Consider the following 16498-nt stretch of genomic DNA (forward strand, 5'->3'; position numbering starts at 1 on the left):
GAGGACTCACGATGAAGGTCAGTGTTGATCAGGACAGGTGCATCGGCTCCGGACAGTGCGTACTGCTCGCCCCGGAGGTGTTCGACCAGCGCGACGAGGACGGCATCGTCGTGCTCAAGGACGCCGACCCGCCCGCCGAGCTGGACGACGACGTGACCGAGGCCGCCCACGTCTGCCCGGGCCTGGCCATCGACGTCGGCGACTAGGGAACCCGTCCGGCCACGCGCACAGGGGCGTCCGGCGCGTCCTCGCGCGGGACAGCGCTCGCGGGCGCCTGCGTGCCGGGGGTGCTCGTGGGGCTGACCACCGCCCGGGTGTACAGGGCGAGGAAGGCCGCGACCACGCCCAGCATCAACCCGACCTGTTCGGTGCTCCAGTCGACCACGCCGAACCCCACGAGCGCGGCCAGGGTCGCCTGGACACACCCCTGGAAGGCGACGGGCTCACGTTGGATCAGACGCGTGACGACGTTGAGTCTCCTCATGACGATTCCCCAGAATCAGCGGCACTGCCCCTCTCTCTACGAGGACACCATGCGGCCCGCGAGCGGACAATCCGGGTAAACCCTGATTAAGGGTGGCGTCGCGAGAAGCGCGTTGGGAAGATCGCGCAATGAACCCCGAACGGCCGGTCACCGGCGGCCGACCAGCGTTCGCGGCCGTACCGGTCGGAATCATCGCCGCCGGGATCGCCGTGACGCTGTTCGCGCTCTCCTCCCGCTACGGCTTCCACCGTGACGAGCTGTACTTCATGGCCGCCGGCGCCCATCCCGCCTGGGGTTATGTGGACCAGCCGCCGCTGACCCCGATCGTGGCGAGGGCGGCCACCGCGCTCTTCGGGAACACTCCCACCGGTCTGCGGGTGCCCGCGACGCTCGCCGCTGCGGCGACCATCATCGTGGTCGCACTGGTGGCCAGGGAGCTCGGCGGCGGACGCGGGGCCCAGGTGCTGGCCGCGCTCTCCGCCGCGGTGTCGGGGTTCGTCCTCGCGGTCGGGCACATGGTCTCCACCGCGACGTTCGACCTGCTCGCCTGGGTACTGATCGCCTGGCTGGCGCTGCGTCTGCTGCGCACCGGCGACGGCCGCTGGTGGCTCGCGATGGGAGCCGCCGTCGGCGTCGGCACGCTCAACAAGTACCTGGTCGGGCTGTTGGTGGTCGCCCTGGTCGTCGCCGTCCTCGCGGTCGGCCCGCGCGACGTGCTGCGCGGCCGGTGGCTCGTCGCCGGAGTGGTCATCGCGGTCGTCCTCGCCGCGCCCAACCTGTGGTGGCAGGCCACGCACGGCTGGCCACAGCTGACCGTCGCCGGCGGGATCAGCGCCGACGACGGGACCGAGAACCGCGTGCTGTTCGTCCCGATGCAGATCGCGTTCCTGTCGCCGCTGCTCGTCCCGGTCTGGATCGCGGGCATCCGCCGGCTGTGGCGCGACCCCGGCCTGCGGTGGGCGCGGTCGATGGCGGTCGCGTACCCCGTGCTGTGCGTACTGGTGCTGGCCTCGGGCGGCAAGCCGTACTACGCGCTTCCACTGCTCCTCGTGCTGACGGCCGCGGGCTGCGAACCGCTGGTCCGGTGGGCGCGGGGCCGGTGGCGGGTCGCGACGGTGGTCGTCGCGGGCCTGGTCGCGGCCGCCACGTCCGCCGTGATCACCTTGCCCGTGCTGCCGGCGGACTCGCTGTCCGTACCCAACGCGATCAACGAGGAGCAGGGCGAGCAGATCGGCTGGCAGCGGCTCACCGCGGCGGTGGCGGCGGGGTGGTCCGCCGTCCCTGCCGCGCAGCGGTCCCGCGCCGTGATCTTCGCCGAGAACTACGGTGAGGCGGGCGCGATCGCACGGTACGGGCCGAACCGCGGCCTGCCCGAGCCGTACTCCGGGCACATGAGCAACGCCGACTGGGGCCCTCCGCCGGACTCGTCCAACGGGCCGGTCGTGGTGGTGGCCCAGGAAGGCGACCAGAGCATCGGGCGATTCTTCACGGGCTGCCGCGTCGTGGGCCACGTCGACACCGGGCGGGGCGTGGACAACCAGGAGCAGGGCGCGCCGGTCACGCTCTGTTCGGGGACGACCAGGCCGTGGTCCGCGCTGTGGCCGAGCCTGCGCCACTACTACTGACGAGGGCGCACCAGACCGTCGAACAGCGGCGTCTGTCGCCATCTCCGCACCTCCTCCGCGTGCAGATCCTTCTATAGGCGAAGCTAGATGGGCCGTAACATGTGGGCTCGCCGTGCGGAAGGAGGAGGCCGGGTGGCCAAGAGCGAACGGCACCCGAGTGCGATCGGGCAGGCACTGCTGGCGCTCGGTGACCAATGGACGCTGCTGATGCTCCAGCGGGCGTTCCTCACCCGCACGCGCCGCTTCGCGGGCTGGCGCGACCAGCTCGGCATGTCCGAGTCCGTGCTGGCCGGCCGCCTCAAGGAGATGGTCGCCGGTGACCTGCTGCGCCCCAGCCCGTACCGCGAGGAGGGCCGCGGCCGCACCGAGTACCTCCTGACGGACCGCGCGCTCGAGCTGTGGCCGATGCTGGTGGTGATCTGGGCCTGGGAGTACGAATGGATTCACCGCCCGGACATGCCGGTGCTGATCCACGACGCGTGCGGTGAGCACGCCGGCGTCGATGTCGGCTGCTCGGCGTGCGGCGAGGCTCCGATCACCGCGCGCGAGACCGAGGCCGAGCGCGGGCAGAGCGCCACGTTCGCGCAGGTCGCCGTCCCGCGCCATCACCGCCGGACGGTACGCGACCGGGTCCCCCGCGACCCGCTGTCGCACTTTCCCGAGACCTTGGAGCTGCTGGGCGACCGGTGGAGCACGGCGATCCTGGCGGCGTCGTTCCTGCGGATCCGGAGGTTCGCGGACCTGCAGGCCGAGCTGGGCGTGGCACCGTCGATCCTGGCGGACCGGCTCCGGCGGTTCACCGAGCTGAAGGTGCTCAAGCCGGTCGACGGACCGGCCGGTCGCCGCGAGTACCGGCTGACCGGCAAGGGCCTGGCGTTCTTCGGCGTCTTCGCGTTCCTCGTCGAGTGGGCACAGCGCTGGTACACCGGGCCGCCGGACAGCACGCTGCTCATCACCCACCAGGGCTGCGGCAGGCCGCTGGTCCCGTTCCTCCGCTGCCGCTCCTGCCATGAGCGCCTCACCAGGTCCGGCGTCCACTTCGACAGCCCCGACGGCTCCGTGCGCATCCTCCCTTCGCCCGGTTAGACCAGACCGGCGGCGAGGGACTCGGCGATCGAGGCGGGCCGCCGGCCGGTGAGGCCGCCCGGGTTGCCAGATGCTCCACAGACGGCGTAAACATATGAAAACTTCTCACGTTTTGAGTCGGTACGTGAACCGGTCACGGTTCTCGAAAGAAGGCACTTTCATGTCCACTGCTGACACCGGGTCCACGACCACAACGCCGAGGTATTGACCGCTCGTGCCCGATTCGATCACCTCTAGGCCAGAGTCGGCCGCCTGCGTTGACTTGCTGACTTCTCTTACCATAGCTTCGGCGCACCACCACGGCCTGGAGGAAGACGATGGCTGTCTTCGCTGCTCGAGCACGCACTTTGCACCCGTCAGAGAAGGTCGCTCGCTATCGCGATCTGGGCTACTGGACCGACGAGACGATCGACCAGATCTTCCGCGACCAGGTCGCACGCCGGCCCGATGATCTAGCCCTCGTGGACTCCCGCGGCAAGACCGCGCTGTGCGGGCTCGCTCCGCACCGGCTCAGCTGGGCCGCGCTGGACGCGCTGGTGGAGCGCTTGGCCGCCTCGCTGCTGCGTACCGGGATCAGGGCCGGTGACGTGGTCGGCGTGCAACTGCCCAACATCGCCGAGCTCGTCGCGACGTACCTCGCGGTGATCCGGATCGGCGGCGTCGTCTCGCCGCTTCCCGTGCAGTACCGCGAGCACGAGCTCGAGATGCTCGCCCGGCTGGCCGGGTTCGACGCGTTCGTCACCACCTCGCGCATCCGTGACCGGCAGAACGCGCTGGTCGTCGCCGAGGTGCTCCCCGACCTTCCGGTCTTCGCCTTCGGCGCCGGCGCGCCGGTAGGGGTGGTCCACCTGGACGGTGCCCCCGCGACGCCCGCCGACCGGGCCCTGGTCGCCGAGTGGCCCCGTCGGACCGACCCCAACGAGTGCGTGACCATCTGCTGGACCTCCGGCACCGAGAGCGCCCCCAAGGCCGTGCCGCGCTGCCACTACGACTGGCTCGCGATCTCGCAGGCGCCACAGGACGGTCCGGAGCTGACCGCGGACGACGTCATCCTCAACCCGTTCCCGCTCGTCAACGTCGAATCGATCGCGGGCACCATGCTTCCGTGGCTCCGCGTCGGCGCCACCTACGTGCTGCACCACCCGTTCACCCTGCCGACCCTGGTCCGGCAGATCGCCGAAGAGCAGGTCACCTACACGGTCGCGCCGCCCCCGGTGCTCGCCCTGCTGCTGCACAACGAGGAGCTGCTGCGAGACGTCGACCTGCGCTCGCTGCGCGCCATCGCGTCCGGGTCGGCTCCGCTCGTCCCGTCGATGGTGCGCGGCTGGCAGGAACGCCTCGGCATCGCCGTGATCAACATGTTCGGCTCCAACGAGGGCGTCTGCCTCATGAGCGCGCCGGCCGACTTCCCCGATCCTGAGGTACGCGCGCGGTTCTTCCCGCGCTACGGTCACGACGGCGCCACCTGGTCCACGCGCGTCGGGAACCAGCTGTCCCTGCGGCTGGTCGATCTCGAGACGGAAGAGGAGATCACCGAGCCGGGGCGGCCGGGAGAGCTGCGCGTCGACGGGCCTACCGTGTTCGCCGGCTATCTACCGGGCACCACCGACGACGTGCCCTTCGACGACCAGGGATACCTCCGTACAGGCGACGTCTTCGAGATCGCCGGGGACCGGCGGCAGTATCTCCGTTACGTCGACCGCCGCAAGGACCTCATCAGCCGCGACGGCATGACCGTCGCCCCGTTGGAGGTCGAGTGCCTCCTCGCCCGCCATCCCGGGGTCGCCGAGTCCGCGGTGGTCGGCTACCCCGATCCCGTGCTCGGTGAGAAGGCCTGCGCCGTCGTCGTGGTGCGTCCCGGGGTGGAGGTCGACGCGGAAGAGCTGCTCGACCATCTGCGCCGATTCCGGATCGCGCCGTACAAGCTGCCCGAACGTTTCGTCTTCGTCGACCGCCTGCCCCGTAACCCGGTCGGCAAGGTCACCAAGCGCTCGCTGTCCGAACGGCTACGTACCGACGGGCTCGCCGCAGAGTTCGCCTGAGTGCCGTTCGGCCTGCCCACACGGCAGGACCTGGGCCAGTTCCGAGCGGAGCCGGTCGTCGAGCCGTGCGGTCTGGTCGCGGATCTCGTGCCACGCCTCGGCGAGCACCAGCCGGGTCAGCCCGGGCAGCAGGTCCAGCGACCGGCGGAACACCCAGCCCGTCCCCTTCGTGGCCAGCCAGTACGCCTGCGCCCACGCGCTCGGGGGCGGGTTGGACGGCAGCGGGTCCGGCCGGCTCCACAGCGGCACTCCGCGCTCGGCGAGCCCGGCCGCGAACAGGCCGGCCAGGAATCGGTGCCCGCGTTCGCTCGGGTGGATGCGGTCGACGCCCCACAGCTCGGGGTCGTAGACGGCCGGATGCCCGGCCAGGTCGAGGTGGACCGTTCCGTGCACGGCGGCGAGGTGGTCGAAGACCGCGTTGATCGCCTGGACCCGCCGCGCCAGCGGACGGCAGACGATCGCAGGAACCTTCAGCATCCGGCCGGGGTCGGGCAGGTTCGCGGTCAGGACCATCGCCCCGGACCGCCGCAGCGCGACGACGGTCTCCTCCAGCCTCGCGGCGATCGGCGCGAGCTCGAAGTCGCCGCGCAACGTGTCGTTGACGCCGACCAGGACGGAGGCGTGGGAAGGTCGCTGCGCCAGCGCGCGGGGCAGTTGCTCGCTGACGACGTCCTCGACCAGGGCGCCGGACCGGGCGAAGTTGCCCAGCTCCAGGCTGCCCGCCGGCGCCATCGCCTCGGCCAGCAGCGCCGCCCAGCCGCGCCAACCGCCCTGCGGCAGCGGGTCGCCCAGGCCGACCGTCACGGAGTCGCCGAGCGCGGCGAAGCGCACCGGGCCGACGCTCATCGCGGGTGCCCTCCGGTCGCCGAGGTGCCATGCGCCCGCAGGAAGCCGTCGACCGCCGTCTGCCAGTCGAACCGGGTCGCCTGTTCGCGTGCGGCCTGCCGGCGCCGCTCGGTGTCGCGGTCGAGGAGCCGCTCCACCGCGTCGGCGTACGAGACCGCGTCGTCATCGGCCGCGAGCCCGGCGCATCCGATCACCTCGGGCAGCGCGCTCTCCCGGCACACGACGACCGGCGTACCGCTGGCCAGAGCCTCCAGCGCGGCGAGGCCGAAGGTCTCGACCGGTCCCGGCGCGATGGCGACGTCGGCGGTGGCCAGCAGCCGGGCGAGCAGCCCGCGGTCGGCGACGTGGCCGAGGAACCGTACGGGCAGCCCTTCGGCCTTGGCCTCCAGGGACCGCCGCCGCGGCCCGTCCCCGGCCACGACGAGCGTGGCCCGAACGCCCCTGCGGCGCAGTTCGGCCAGGGCTTCGATGGGCCGGTCGGGGCGTTTCTCCGGGGACAGCCTGCTGCAGTGCACGAGGAGCGGCCCGCCGGACTCCGCCAGGGTGGCCCGCAGCTTCGCGTCGTACCGGCCGGGCGAGAACGTGGTGAGGTCGACGCCGAGCGGCACGCGTACCAGGTTGGGCACTCCCAGCCGCCGGAACTCCGCCGCGGCCCACTGTGTCGTGCAGACCACGACGTCGTAGGAGTCCGCGCTCGCGCGGTTCATCCGGTCGGCGAGCCGCTGTGAGGGCAGCCCCGGCGGGCCGAACAGCTGCAGCAGCCCGGCGAGGCCCTCATGGGAGACCATCATCGACCGGACCCCGTTCTCGGCCGCCCAGACTCCCGTCCACCGCAGAGTCGTACGGTCCGAGACCTCCAGCCGGTCCGGCTCCAGGTCCTCCAGCAGCCGCCGCAGCGAGCGCCGCGCCGTGATCACACGGTATCCGCCGGTGCCGGGCACCAGCGGCCCGGGAACCGTGATGACCCGCCCCTGTTCGGTCCGCTCGTCGGTCGCCCTGAGCCCGGGCATGATGAGCACCGGATCATGTCCGGCACGTGCGTAGCCCGCGCCGAGCTCGCGCAGGGCCGTTCGCAGGCCACCGGAATGCGGTGCGATGGCGTTGGCCAGCCGCACCACTCTGACGCCTCCCACGCGATCACGATCACGTGACCGCCCGGCCGGCGCCGCAACCCCGTGTGACCGGCGCGCGAACCTTCATCGACGGGCGTACGGCGTCAGCCGGGTGACTCGCAGAACCGCTTGAGTCCCTGGGCCTCCATGCCGATGTAGCGGCGGGTGAGGCGTCCGTACAGGATCCCGATCAGCCAGGCGAGCGGGCCGGTCTGCGCGGTGCCGAGCTCGACGCTCAGGCCGTCCGTGCCCTGGACGAGCCGGTGGAACGCCTCGGTGCGTACGCCGCCGCGTTCGCTCACCCACGTGAACGAGACCCCCGGCTCGAACCGCGTGACCTGCCAGATCATGGGTGGCAAGCGTGGCTGCTCGATCCGTACCCGGCCGTCCGGGCCGAACGGCTCCGTGCCGAGGCGGGTCACGGACCTCATCGAGGCGGTCCACTGTGGCCAGCGCTCGACGTCCACGAGGGCGTTCCACACGCGCTCGGGGTCCGCGTCGATGTCGACGGAGGTGGTGAAGTGCATGCGTCGCCTCCCAGGGGATCCTCTTTCTCAGCATCCGCGTCCTGTCCGGTGATCATCCGGTCCGCGATGGCGGCGACCACGGACGCGATGGTGATGCCGGCGGCCAGCAGGAGCAGGACGCGTCCGCCCAGGCCGGCCGCCATTCCGGTCACCGCGGCGCCGACGGAGGCCAGCGCGACCTTCACCCCGGCGCTGGTGACGAAGACCTGGGCGCGTGCGTACGGCGGCGCGTACTTGGTGCGCGCCGCCAGAGTCGCGGTGAACGCCGCCGCGTTGACGAGGCCGATGACCGCGAACCCGGCGAGCGCGAACCCGTACGCCGGGGCGAACGCGCACAGCCCGGTCGCCGCCGCCACCGCGGCGAAGAGGCGCAGCGCCAGCCGTTCGGGCTCTCCACGCAGCGGGAAGACGGTGACGAGCAGCGCGCCCACCAGGCCACCCACGCCGAACGCGACGGTCAGCACCGCACCCGCACCGGGCCGGCCGGTCAGCCGCGCCCCGAAGATCACGGCGATGACGGGAAGGGCGCCGAGCTCCAGCGCGGACAGCATCGTCATCGTGGTGACCCGCCGCAGCGAGGGATGCGCGACGAGCCGCACCAGCCCGTCCCACACCCCCGGCGCCCTTGCGTTCCGGTGGCCCGCCGCGCGGCCGGGCGAGGGGAGGTCGAGGTCGGCCCGGGAGTCGTCCGGCGGGAGCGTGAGCGTCAGCACGGCGCCGGCCGCCGCCGCGGCGCTGAGACCGAGGACGGCCGTCAGCGGGCCGAACAGCGCGGCGAGCCCCGCGACCACCGCCGGCCCGGCGGTCCCGCCCACACTGTAGGTCAGGGCGTCCCAGCCCTGCGCGCGCCGCTGTGCGCGATCACCGGGCCGCGCGATCGCGGCGAGCCGGCTGCTCAGACCTCCGGTCAGCAACGGGCCACAGCAGCCGGCCAGGGCCACCGCCCCGACGGCACCGGCGATCGGGACCCGGCCGACCAGGGTGGCGCCGGCCGCGAGCGCGGCCGCGTAGACGAGGTAGGCCACGGCGAGGGCACGCCGCGTGTCACGTGCGCGGTCGAGCCGGTGCGCCGTCAACGGGCCCACCAGGTGGGGCGCGCTCAGTGCGGCCGCCAGCAGACCGCCCGCCGCGGCGCCGTTCCGCAGGTGCGAACCCGGGTCGACGGCCAGCAGGATCAGTCCCACGACCGCGCCGGAGTCCGCGCCACGGACCAGGGCCGCCGCCGTCACGTACCGGGCCAGCCCGCCGGCGGCGTGCCGGGCCCGCCGCTCGGTGCCATCGGTGGTCGCCACCGTCACTCCCCCAACGTCACCAGATCAACCGGTGATGCAACCTTGCCATCGCCCCATCGGCGCCCGCCCATCGAGACCTCGGCCTGCTGAACGCGACGGCCGTACGGCCGCCGATGGTGCCCCGGCTGACCGGCGGAGGCGTGCGCCACGAAGGCGACCTGGGCCAGGCGCTGTCCACCGTCGCGCGTGACGCGATCGACCTGGTGGACGGCCCGTACGCGGGGCGGATCCGCGAGTGCGCGCATCCGGACTGCAGCCGTCTCTACCTTGACGCCTCACACGCCGGACGGCGCCGCTGGTGCGGCATGGCCGCCTGCGGGAACAGGTCCAAGTCCGCCGCGTACCGGCGACGGCACCAGACCGCCACCGGCTGACCGTCTGAGCGCGACCCCTGGCGGGGGCTCAGCCGAGCGCCCCCGCGCCGTTCACCAGGGACTCCGGAGTGGCGGCGGACTGCTCCACGATGTTCAGCAGGGCCTGGGTGGCCGGGTTCGCCGGGCCGTTCGCCGACACCGCGACCGAGACCACCCAGAAGGGGGCCGTCGCGCGCAGCGGCACGGCACGGATGTTCTTGTTCTTCTTGTGGGCGATCGGCCGTGGCACCAGCGCGACCCCGAGGTCCTCGGCCACGAAGTCGAGCAGGCTGTGCACGTCGTTCACCTCCAGGGCCACCTGACGGTCCAGGCCGGCGGCGCCGAACGCCCGGTCGGTGACCTGACGTGCACCCCAGTCGGGATGGAAGTCCACGAAGATCTCGTTCTCCAGCTGGGACCAGTCGACCGCCTCGTGCGGGCCGAGCGGGTGGTCCGGATGGCAGACGAGCATCATCGGCTCGGTCGTCAGCGGCGTCAGGCTCACCCCGGCCGGGGCCCGGCTCCCGGCCAGAGCCACGAAGGCCAGGTCGAGGCCGCCCGTACGGACCTCCTCCACCAGTCCGGACGAGCCGGCCTGCCGCAGCCGGATCTCGACGCCGGGGTGCACCGCACGGAACCGCGACAGGACCGTGGGCAGGTCGATCACGCCCAGGCACTGCTCGGTACCGATGGACACGGTGCCGCGCAGCAGCCCCTGCACGGCGGCGACCGCGTTACGCGCGGCGGCGACGCTGGCGAGCGTGCGGCGGGCCTCGGTGAGGAGCGCGCGGCCCGCCTCGGTGAGGCCGACATGGCGCGTACTGCGGACGAACAGCGGTGCCCCGAGCTCCCGTTCCAGCGCGCGGATCGACGCCGACAGGCCCGACTGGGCGACGTGCAGACGTTCGGCCGCCCGGGTGAAGTGCTCTTCCTCGGCGACGGCGATGAAGTACTCCAGATGACGCAATTCCACGATTCATCACCCTAGCTTCTTGATTCCATCGCTTTTTTCTGTTGGACATCACCGCCCTCCGGATACAGGCTGGAAAGCGGCCGCCGACCTCGGGCCGACGGATGCGCGGGACCCTCGATGGCCCGCGGCAACGTTTCGAGGCCCGTTTGCCGGGGAGCTCACCCGTGCCGGCGGTGGCCGCCCTTCGGACGGTTCGCCGCCCGACCCAACGTCGTATATCTCGGAGGTCTTACTTCATGCGTACTCGCCGGATCGGTGACGTCCAGGTCAGCGCGATCGGGCTGGGGGGCATGCCCATGTCGATCGAGGGGCGCCCCGAAGAAAGTCGTTCCATCGCCGCGGTGCACGCGGCGCTCGAGTCGGGTGTGACACTGATCGACACCGCGGACGCCTACCACCTGTACGCCGATGACGAGGGCCACAACGAGTCGCTCATCGCCAGGGCGCTGGCCACATACGGCGGAGACACCTCCGACGTACTCGTCGCGACCAAGGGCGGCCACATCCGTCCCGGCGACGGCTCGTGGACGCTCGACGGCTCGCCGTCCCACCTCAAGCAGGCGTGCGAGGCGTCGCTCAAGCGCCTCGGCGTCGAGGCCATCGGCCTCTACCAGTTCCACCGGCCGGACCCGACCGTCCCCTACAGCGACTCCGTGGGCGCGCTCCGCGACCTGCTGGACGAGGGGAAGATCCGCATGGCGGGCATCTCCAACGCGAACCCGGAGCAGATCCGCGAGGCCAACGACATCCTGGGCGGGCGGCTGGCATCGGTGCAGAACCAGTTCTCACCGGCGTACCGCTCCAGTGAGACCGAGCTCCGTCTGTGCGACGTGCTCGGCATCGCCTTCCTGCCCTGGAGCCCGCTCGGCGGGAGCTCCAAGGCCGGCGAGCTGGGCTCCTCCCACTCGGCCTTCGCGCAGGTCGCGGAGGCGCATGGTGTCAGCCCGCAGCAGGTCGCCCTGGCCTGGCAGCTCGCCAAGTCCCCGATCGTCATCCCGATCCCCGGATCGAGCCGGCCCGAGACGGCACGTGACTCGGCCAAGGCCGTCGACCTCGAGCTCACCGAGGCGGAGTTCGCCCAGCTCGACGCCGCCTAGGGATCGTGGTCCCCGGCCGGCAGGTTCGGCGGTCCGTCTGTGGGGATGGACGTACGGAAACGACCTGAAAGGGGCCGGCCCATGGCACTGCCGACACGACCGCTCGGAACGACCGGAATGGACATCACGAGAGTCGGCTTCGGCGCCTGGGCGATCGGCGGCGGTGACTGGGCGTTCGGCTGGGGGGACCAGGAGGACGCCCAGTCGGTCGCGGCGATCCGGTACTCGCTCGAGCAGGGCGTCAACTGGGTCGACACGGCCGCCGCGTACGGCCTCGGGCACTCAGAAGAGATCGTCGGGCGGGCGCTCAAGGGCATCCCCGACGGCGATCGGCCCTACGTCTTCACCAAGTGCGGCCTCGTCTGGGATCCGTCGGACCGCGCCGCGAAGCCGCGCCGTGTCGGGGCGCCGGACAGCATCCGGCGCCAGGTGGAGGAGTCGCTGCGACGCCTCCGCGTCGAGCGCATCGACCTCTACCAGGTGCACTGGCCGGCCGAGGACGGCACACCAATGGAGGAGTACTGGCAGGCCCTGCTCGACCTCAGGGCGGAGGGCAAGATCCGGGCGGCGGGCCTGTCCAACCACGACCTGAGCCGGTTGGAGGCCGCCGAGAAGCTGGGGCACGTCGACTCGCTGCAGCCGCCGTTCTCCGCGATCCATCGTGAGGCCGCCACCGAGATCGGCTGGTGCGCCGCCCACGACACCGGCGTGATCGTCTATTCGCCGATGCAGGCGGGGCTGCTGACCGGTACGTTCTCCCGCGACCGGGTCGGGCGGCTGCCGGACAACGACTGGCGCAAGAAGCACCGCGACTTCACGACGAACCTGGAGTCCAACCTCGCCCTCGCGCACGCACTCGTGCCCGTCGCGCGACGCCACGAGGTACGTCCCGCCGCGGTGGCGGTCGCCTGGGCCCTGGCCTGGGACGGCGTGACCGGCGCCATCGTCGGCGCGCGGCGCCCGGACCAGATCGACGGCTGGCTGCCGGCCGCCGGCCTCGAACTGACGCCGGACGACCTGAAGGAGATCGCGGCCGCGATCGAGAGCACCGGCGCCGGAGAGGGCCCGGCCAGTCCTCACGCCGCCTAGCTTGGTCTTTTTACCTTGTGGTTCGTTGGTGGGACCTCGGTTGATCATGATGGAAGCGTGAGTCGGTCTTGCCGATTATGGCCTTCTACCGTCCGTACGAATAAGTGCGTTAGATTCAACGCCTGGCTTCAACTTATAATAGGGATATTTATCAACGATGATGGGTATGCGATCTGGGTTCGCGGCGAGGTTGGAGATTTGCCCGTCCATCCAATAGACCTTCCCCTGCAGATTGGCAATATTACCCGAATGCGCATCCCCATCTTTGGTAGTCATCAACACGATACCGCGGGCGCCATCACCGGACTGGAGGAGTTCCCTTTCGATACTGTCCGGATCACTTCCGGTGAGCTCCGATCCGACACCAAGATGGGCGAAGCCATTTGCGGGCCTCGAATTTCCCGCCACTGCGGCACGGCCTGCCAGTACGTCATCCACTGCCAATGTGCATTCGTGACAATTGTTTTCGAAGCGCAGCGGATTGATATGTGGCAGCAGACTACCGACATCGGCAGCGCTGCGCGGAACGCCTCCCGGCATTCTCTCCAGTGTGGCCTGAATTTCCGCACGGCTTTTCTGTAGAACCTGTATTTGTTGTTTACTGAGCTTTCCGCTGACCAGATTCTCGACTCCCGTTGGCCGGAATTCTCGACCTGGCACTGACAGTCCTGTTCGGGCGCCGCGAAATAGCATCGCAGCTGACCTGAAGACGCCAAGGTCCGTCAGAAGCTCGCCGCCACTCACTTTCGCTCGCGCCCCTCGTCCGGTAATGCACGATCATTCCGCCATCATAGGGCGAGAAAGCAGCATGGCGGTACAATCAAATTAAAGGCGCGGCGTAAAGCCGCGCATTAGGCCGGCGTGAGCGCCCGTGGACAGCGAGATCACTCAAGTCCCTCGCACACTCCGGCGGGTGGGCTCCAGCCTGAGGACTTCGAGTCGGGCCCTGGAGGCGCCGCGTCATTGTGGGAGGTCAGGGAAGCGGACCACCCGTACCCTGCACGGTGAGCAGCGTTCGAGCTCGGCGGCCGGGCAACGGTGCAGACGCGCCGCCCAGCGCGTACGGATGCGCGAGCCGACGTAGACCACGCACGCCGAGCGCGCCGCCGCGCAGGACCGCAGGGCGTGGACGGGGTCACCGTCCACGACGGTGTACTCCCACTCCACCGGCAGCTCGGTGAGCAGGAGGGTGCACTGCAGCCACGCTTCGAGTTCGAGTTCGTCGCGCCACTGCTCGGCGAACGGATAGGCCTCCCACGCCATCAGCTCCAGCGGTCGCGGAACACGCCGTACGTGCAGCGCCACGAGCCGGAGGCCGCCCGCCACCGCCTCATCGGCCGCCGTCCGCAACGCCGCGCGCCCCGAGTCGGTGCCGTCCACCCCGGCCAGCACCACCCCACCGTCACGCATCTCAGTACGGCCCGGCAGGCGTACCCGGCATTTCCCGTCCCCTTCCGGCGGACCCGCTACCGAATTGACGACCGTCCACCGACTACTAGGAGTAGCCGGTTCCGCCGTCGCGGGCCGGTCACTTCGCAAGAGAGTGGCGGGCCCGCCGCATCGCCCTGTCCTGCGGGGACACTGCCTTCAGTCCTCGGCGGTCACCTTCGCGGACACGAGACCGGGAACACGGGCGGTCACCCGGTGGCGGGCCGGGTCCGGCCCGGCAAGGATGGGAACGTGCGCATCCGTATCGAGGCCACCGAGCTGCCGGGTCGTACCTGCCCGCCCGGCTCCGACCATCCGCGCCACGACAACGTTCACGTCGGCGTGCAGCGACGCGAGCGCCCCGGTGAGCTGCTCGACCTGCATCCGGGTGACGCGGCGTCGGCCGCCTGGACGCTGGAATGCGCCACCGCCGCCACCGCGGGCGGCATCGACATCACCGGCAGGTACGTCCAGGGCCGCCCGGGAGACCGGTTCATCTACCTGTCCTGGGGCACCGTGGGCGACGACGGCGCCTTCACGATGTTCCGGCGGGCCAAGCTCATGCTCGACGCGGTCGACCCGGACGTCGCCGGCGCCGCCGCGCGCTCCGGCCGGCTCCTGGCGCGGGTCCGCCTCACCGACCCGAAGGGAGAGCCCCTCTGCGCCCGGGTGCGGCCACCGTACGTGGAGTGGTCCGCCGCCTAGCCGCCGCGAACATCGGCAGGTCCGGCTCAGAGCGTCTCGGTCACGGGACGGCGGCCGCCGAGGCGGGCGGGGACCGCGGTGAGCGCCGCCACCACGAGCACGGTCGCCGGCACCACGGCGAGCAGCTGCCAGAGCGAGGGAAGTGTGGCCCTGTCGCTGTCGCCGCCGGTGATCGCGTTGATGGCGGCGAACAGGGCGAAGCCTCCGGGGAAGACGCCCAAGACGGCGCCGGCGAGCGCGGGGAGCACCTGGGCGACGGCCAGTGCCGCGCTCACTTCACGAGGGGTCGCGCCGAGGGCACGCGCCAGCGCCGACGAATGCCGGTTGTCGAGCACCGTCGCCCAGGTGATGACGAGCGCGTTGACCGCCGCCAGGGACAGCAGAATGACCGTCCAGACGAGGAGCACGTGGCGCAGCACCCGCACCTGGGCATCGTCATATCCGCCGGCGAGTGGCTGGGTGGTGAGGAAGGCGTTGAGTACCAGGAGGACGTAGATCCCGCTGACCGTGATCGCGATACTGACCACGCCCAGCACGACGCGGCGCGGTCTGCGGGCGGCGACCCGCAGGGCGAGAAGCAGCGGTACGGGCAGTCGTGCGGAGATCGCGATCAGCCAACCGGTGCGGCGGGGTGGGCGTGGCGAGTCGGCCAGCGCCGCGATGGTGCTCGAGCGGGCGGCGCGCACGGCCGGGACGGCGGTCGCGACGACCGCGACTCCGAGTGCCACGGCGGTCACCACGCCGACCGTGGACAGGGTCACCGACGGCGTGCCCGCGCTGCCGACGAGGCCGGCACTGGACTCGGTGAGCAACGGAGCGGTCAGCGATCCGACCGCCAACCCGGCCACGGCCGCGACGGTCGCCACGAGGATGTACTCCGCGAGCAGCACGGCGGCGACCAGGCTCGGTGTGCCGCCGACCGCCTTGAGGAGTCCGACGCGTCTGGTCTGGTCGGCCATCCGGCCGCCGACCAGCACCGAAAGGCCGGCCACGGCGAGCAGGCCGAGCAGCCAGGCTCCGATCAGCAGCAGGATCTGGGAGTCTCCGGCCAGCTCGGTGGCATCGTGGAGGATGTTCTCCCAGGGCTGCATGGTCATGGCGCCGTGGTTCGCGTCGGCGAACGCCTGGGCCTTGTCCGGGTCGGCCAGCTTCAGGTTCATCACATAGGCCGGCGTGGCGAGGCTCCGCACATCCGCCTGGGCGAGCCAGACCAGGCCGGGATCGTGCAACAACCCCCGAGGCAGCCGGGCGGCCAGATCGCCGGAGATGGCGCCGCTGACGCAGCCGGCGGGCACGATGCAGGACGACCCCGGATACGGCGGCATGGCGGCGGTGACCGCGACGCCGACGACCTCGAACGACCGGCCGGCCAGGGTGACCGGATCACCGACGCGCACGCCGAGCGCGCCGGCGAAGGCCGCCTCGACCACCACGCCCCCACCGCGGACCCAGCTGCCCTGTATCACCTTGGGCTGGTCGACCGACGCGGGCGCGGCGTCGCGCCCCACGGCCTGCACGTCTGACGTTCGACCGGACACCTGAAGTTTCGCCGGGATGACCGGGTACGGTCCGCTGTGGCCGACGACGCCGGGAGCGCCGGCCAGTTTCTCGAGGCCGGCAAGCCCCGCGGGACGCGCGGCGCCGGCGACCACGTCGGGTCCCCTGGTCGCCGCACGGGTGCTCTGGTACGGGTCGGCGGCCGCATCGCGCAGGACGAGCCCGAGCGTCAGCGTCGTGGTGGCCGCCATGATGGCAAGCAGCAGAAGCGCGGCCTCGATGCGGTGCCTGCGCAGGTCACGCACGGCGAGGCGGCCCACGAGCAGGATTCGGCCCACCGTC

At 71.4% G+C, this 16498-nt stretch carries 17 protein-coding genes; 8 read left to right on the forward strand and 9 right to left on the reverse strand.

All coding sequences use genetic code 11. From position 1 onward, the window contains the following. Nucleotides 1-11 precede the first annotated feature (11 nt). Nucleotides 12-206, forward strand: a complete 195-nt coding sequence (locus FB559_RS13770; protein WP_141955981.1) for a ferredoxin — start codon at nt 12-14, stop codon at nt 204-206. Here the strand turns inward: FB559_RS13770 and FB559_RS13775 are convergent. Beyond that, nucleotides 203-484: a hypothetical protein gene (locus FB559_RS13775; protein WP_141955982.1), complete on the reverse strand. Its 282-nt coding sequence runs from the start codon at nt 482-484 to the stop codon at nt 203-205. The genes FB559_RS13770 and FB559_RS13775 overlap by 4 nt on opposite strands. Before the next feature lie 128 nt (nt 485-612). On the opposite strand from FB559_RS13775, the gene FB559_RS13780 reads away from it, so the two are divergent. The 3 genes from FB559_RS13780 (at nt 613) to FB559_RS13790 (ending at nt 5237) form a co-directional block, all read left to right on the forward strand. Further along, nucleotides 613-2109, forward strand: coding sequence for a glycosyltransferase family 39 protein (locus FB559_RS13780; protein WP_141955983.1), 1497 nt, complete (start codon nt 613-615; stop codon nt 2107-2109). Nucleotides 2110-2241: 132 nt separating this feature from the next. After that, on the forward strand, nt 2242-3195 hold the full coding sequence (locus FB559_RS13785; protein ID WP_185792192.1) for a winged helix-turn-helix transcriptional regulator: 954 nt from the start codon (nt 2242-2244) through the stop codon (nt 3193-3195). A 317-nt stretch (nt 3196-3512) separates the two neighbouring features. After that, on the forward strand, nt 3513-5237 hold the full coding sequence (locus tag FB559_RS13790; protein ID WP_141955985.1) for a class I adenylate-forming enzyme family protein: 1725 nt from the start codon (nt 3513-3515) through the stop codon (nt 5235-5237). On the opposite strand, the gene FB559_RS13795 is transcribed toward FB559_RS13790, so the two are convergent. From FB559_RS13795 to FB559_RS13810, 4 genes are all read right to left on the reverse strand, one after another. Continuing rightward, nucleotides 5202-6083, reverse strand: a complete 882-nt coding sequence (locus FB559_RS13795) for an SGNH/GDSL hydrolase family protein (RefSeq protein WP_141955986.1) — start codon at nt 6081-6083, stop codon at nt 5202-5204. The genes FB559_RS13790 and FB559_RS13795 overlap by 36 nt on opposite strands. Next, on the reverse strand, nt 6080-7216 hold the full coding sequence (locus tag FB559_RS13800; protein WP_141955987.1) for a glycosyltransferase: 1137 nt from the start codon (nt 7214-7216) through the stop codon (nt 6080-6082). Before FB559_RS13800 ends, FB559_RS13795 begins: the two co-directional genes overlap by 4 nt. An 83-nt stretch (nt 7217-7299) precedes the next feature. Beyond that, nucleotides 7300-7722 (reverse strand): SRPBCC family protein, encoded by a 423-nt coding sequence (locus FB559_RS13805; RefSeq protein WP_141955988.1) that lies wholly within the window; start codon nt 7720-7722, stop codon nt 7300-7302. Further along, nucleotides 7623-9014, reverse strand: a complete 1392-nt coding sequence (locus FB559_RS13810; protein ID WP_221640017.1) for an MFS transporter — start codon at nt 9012-9014, stop codon at nt 7623-7625. The genes FB559_RS13805 and FB559_RS13810 overlap by 100 nt, the downstream gene beginning before the upstream one ends. Before the next feature lie 47 nt (nt 9015-9061). Between FB559_RS13810 and FB559_RS13815 the strand changes: the two genes are divergently transcribed. Then, entirely contained in the window at nt 9062-9388 is a 327-nt protein-coding gene (locus tag FB559_RS13815; RefSeq protein ID WP_281286327.1) for a CGNR zinc finger domain-containing protein, read from the forward strand. 28 nt (nt 9389-9416) lie between these two features. On the opposite strand, the gene FB559_RS13820 is transcribed toward FB559_RS13815, so the two are convergent. Then, complete coding sequence (locus tag FB559_RS13820; protein WP_141955989.1) at nt 9417-10340, reverse strand: LysR family transcriptional regulator; 924 nt, start codon at nt 10338-10340, stop codon at nt 9417-9419. A gap of 236 nt (nt 10341-10576) precedes the next feature. Here FB559_RS13820 and FB559_RS13825 point away from each other — a divergent pair, with 236 nt between their 5' ends. After that, nucleotides 10577-11437: an aldo/keto reductase gene (locus FB559_RS13825; protein WP_141955990.1), complete on the forward strand. Its 861-nt coding sequence runs from the start codon at nt 10577-10579 to the stop codon at nt 11435-11437. Nucleotides 11438-11554: 117 nt separating this feature from the next. Further along, a complete protein-coding gene (locus tag FB559_RS13830) occupies nt 11555-12526 on the forward strand; it encodes an aldo/keto reductase (RefSeq protein WP_141955991.1) in 972 nt (323 codons plus the stop codon). Nucleotides 12527-12601: 75 nt separating this feature from the next. Here FB559_RS13830 and FB559_RS13835 read toward each other — a convergent pair whose 3' ends face one another. Then, entirely contained in the window at nt 12602-13270 is a 669-nt protein-coding gene (locus FB559_RS13835) for a toxin glutamine deamidase domain-containing protein (protein ID WP_141955992.1), read from the reverse strand. Between the two features lie 216 nt (nt 13271-13486). Beyond that, entirely contained in the window at nt 13487-13936 is a 450-nt protein-coding gene (locus FB559_RS13840) for a universal stress protein (RefSeq protein ID WP_141955993.1), read from the reverse strand. Nucleotides 13937-14206: 270 nt separating this feature from the next. Between FB559_RS13840 and FB559_RS13845 the strand changes: the two genes are divergently transcribed. Further along, entirely contained in the window at nt 14207-14659 is a 453-nt protein-coding gene (locus FB559_RS13845) for a DUF5990 family protein (protein WP_141955994.1), read from the forward strand. A 26-nt stretch (nt 14660-14685) separates the two neighbouring features. On the opposite strand, the gene FB559_RS13850 is transcribed toward FB559_RS13845, so the two are convergent. Then, nucleotides 14686-16494 carry an FtsX-like permease family protein gene (locus tag FB559_RS13850; RefSeq protein ID WP_141955995.1) on the reverse strand — a complete coding sequence of 603 codons (1809 nt, stop codon included), beginning with the start codon at nt 16492-16494 and terminating at the stop codon, nt 14686-14688. Between the last annotated feature and the right edge of the window lie 4 nt (nt 16495-16498).

It is taken from the genome of Actinoallomurus bryophytorum, from assembly GCF_006716425.1.
Lineage (GTDB): Bacteria > Actinomycetota > Actinomycetes > Streptosporangiales > Streptosporangiaceae > Actinoallomurus > Actinoallomurus bryophytorum.

Bases quoted from the DNA above. Each gene is read 5' to 3' on its own strand.
- FB559_RS13805 (WP_141955988.1), bottom strand. From the start codon at position 7,722: ATGCACTTCACCACCTCCGTCGACATCGACGCGGACCCCGAGCGCGTG.
- FB559_RS13790 (WP_141955985.1), top strand. From the start codon at position 3,513: ATGGCTGTCTTCGCTGCTCGAGCACGCACTTTGCACCCGTCAGAGAAG.
- FB559_RS13830 (WP_141955991.1), top strand. From the start codon at position 11,555: ATGGACATCACGAGAGTCGGCTTCGGCGCCTGGGCGATCGGCGGCGGT.
- FB559_RS13780 (WP_141955983.1), top strand. From the start codon at position 613: ATGAACCCCGAACGGCCGGTCACCGGCGGCCGACCAGCGTTCGCGGCC.
- FB559_RS13795 (WP_141955986.1), bottom strand. From the start codon at position 6,083: ATGAGCGTCGGCCCGGTGCGCTTCGCCGCGCTCGGCGACTCCGTGACG.
- FB559_RS13770 (WP_141955981.1), top strand. From the start codon at position 12: ATGAAGGTCAGTGTTGATCAGGACAGGTGCATCGGCTCCGGACAGTGC.
- FB559_RS13825 (WP_141955990.1), top strand. From the start codon at position 10,577: ATGCGTACTCGCCGGATCGGTGACGTCCAGGTCAGCGCGATCGGGCTG.
- FB559_RS13840 (WP_141955993.1), bottom strand. From the start codon at position 13,936: ATGCGTGACGGTGGGGTGGTGCTGGCCGGGGTGGACGGCACCGACTCG.
- FB559_RS13775 (WP_141955982.1), bottom strand. From the start codon at position 484: ATGAGGAGACTCAACGTCGTCACGCGTCTGATCCAACGTGAGCCCGTC.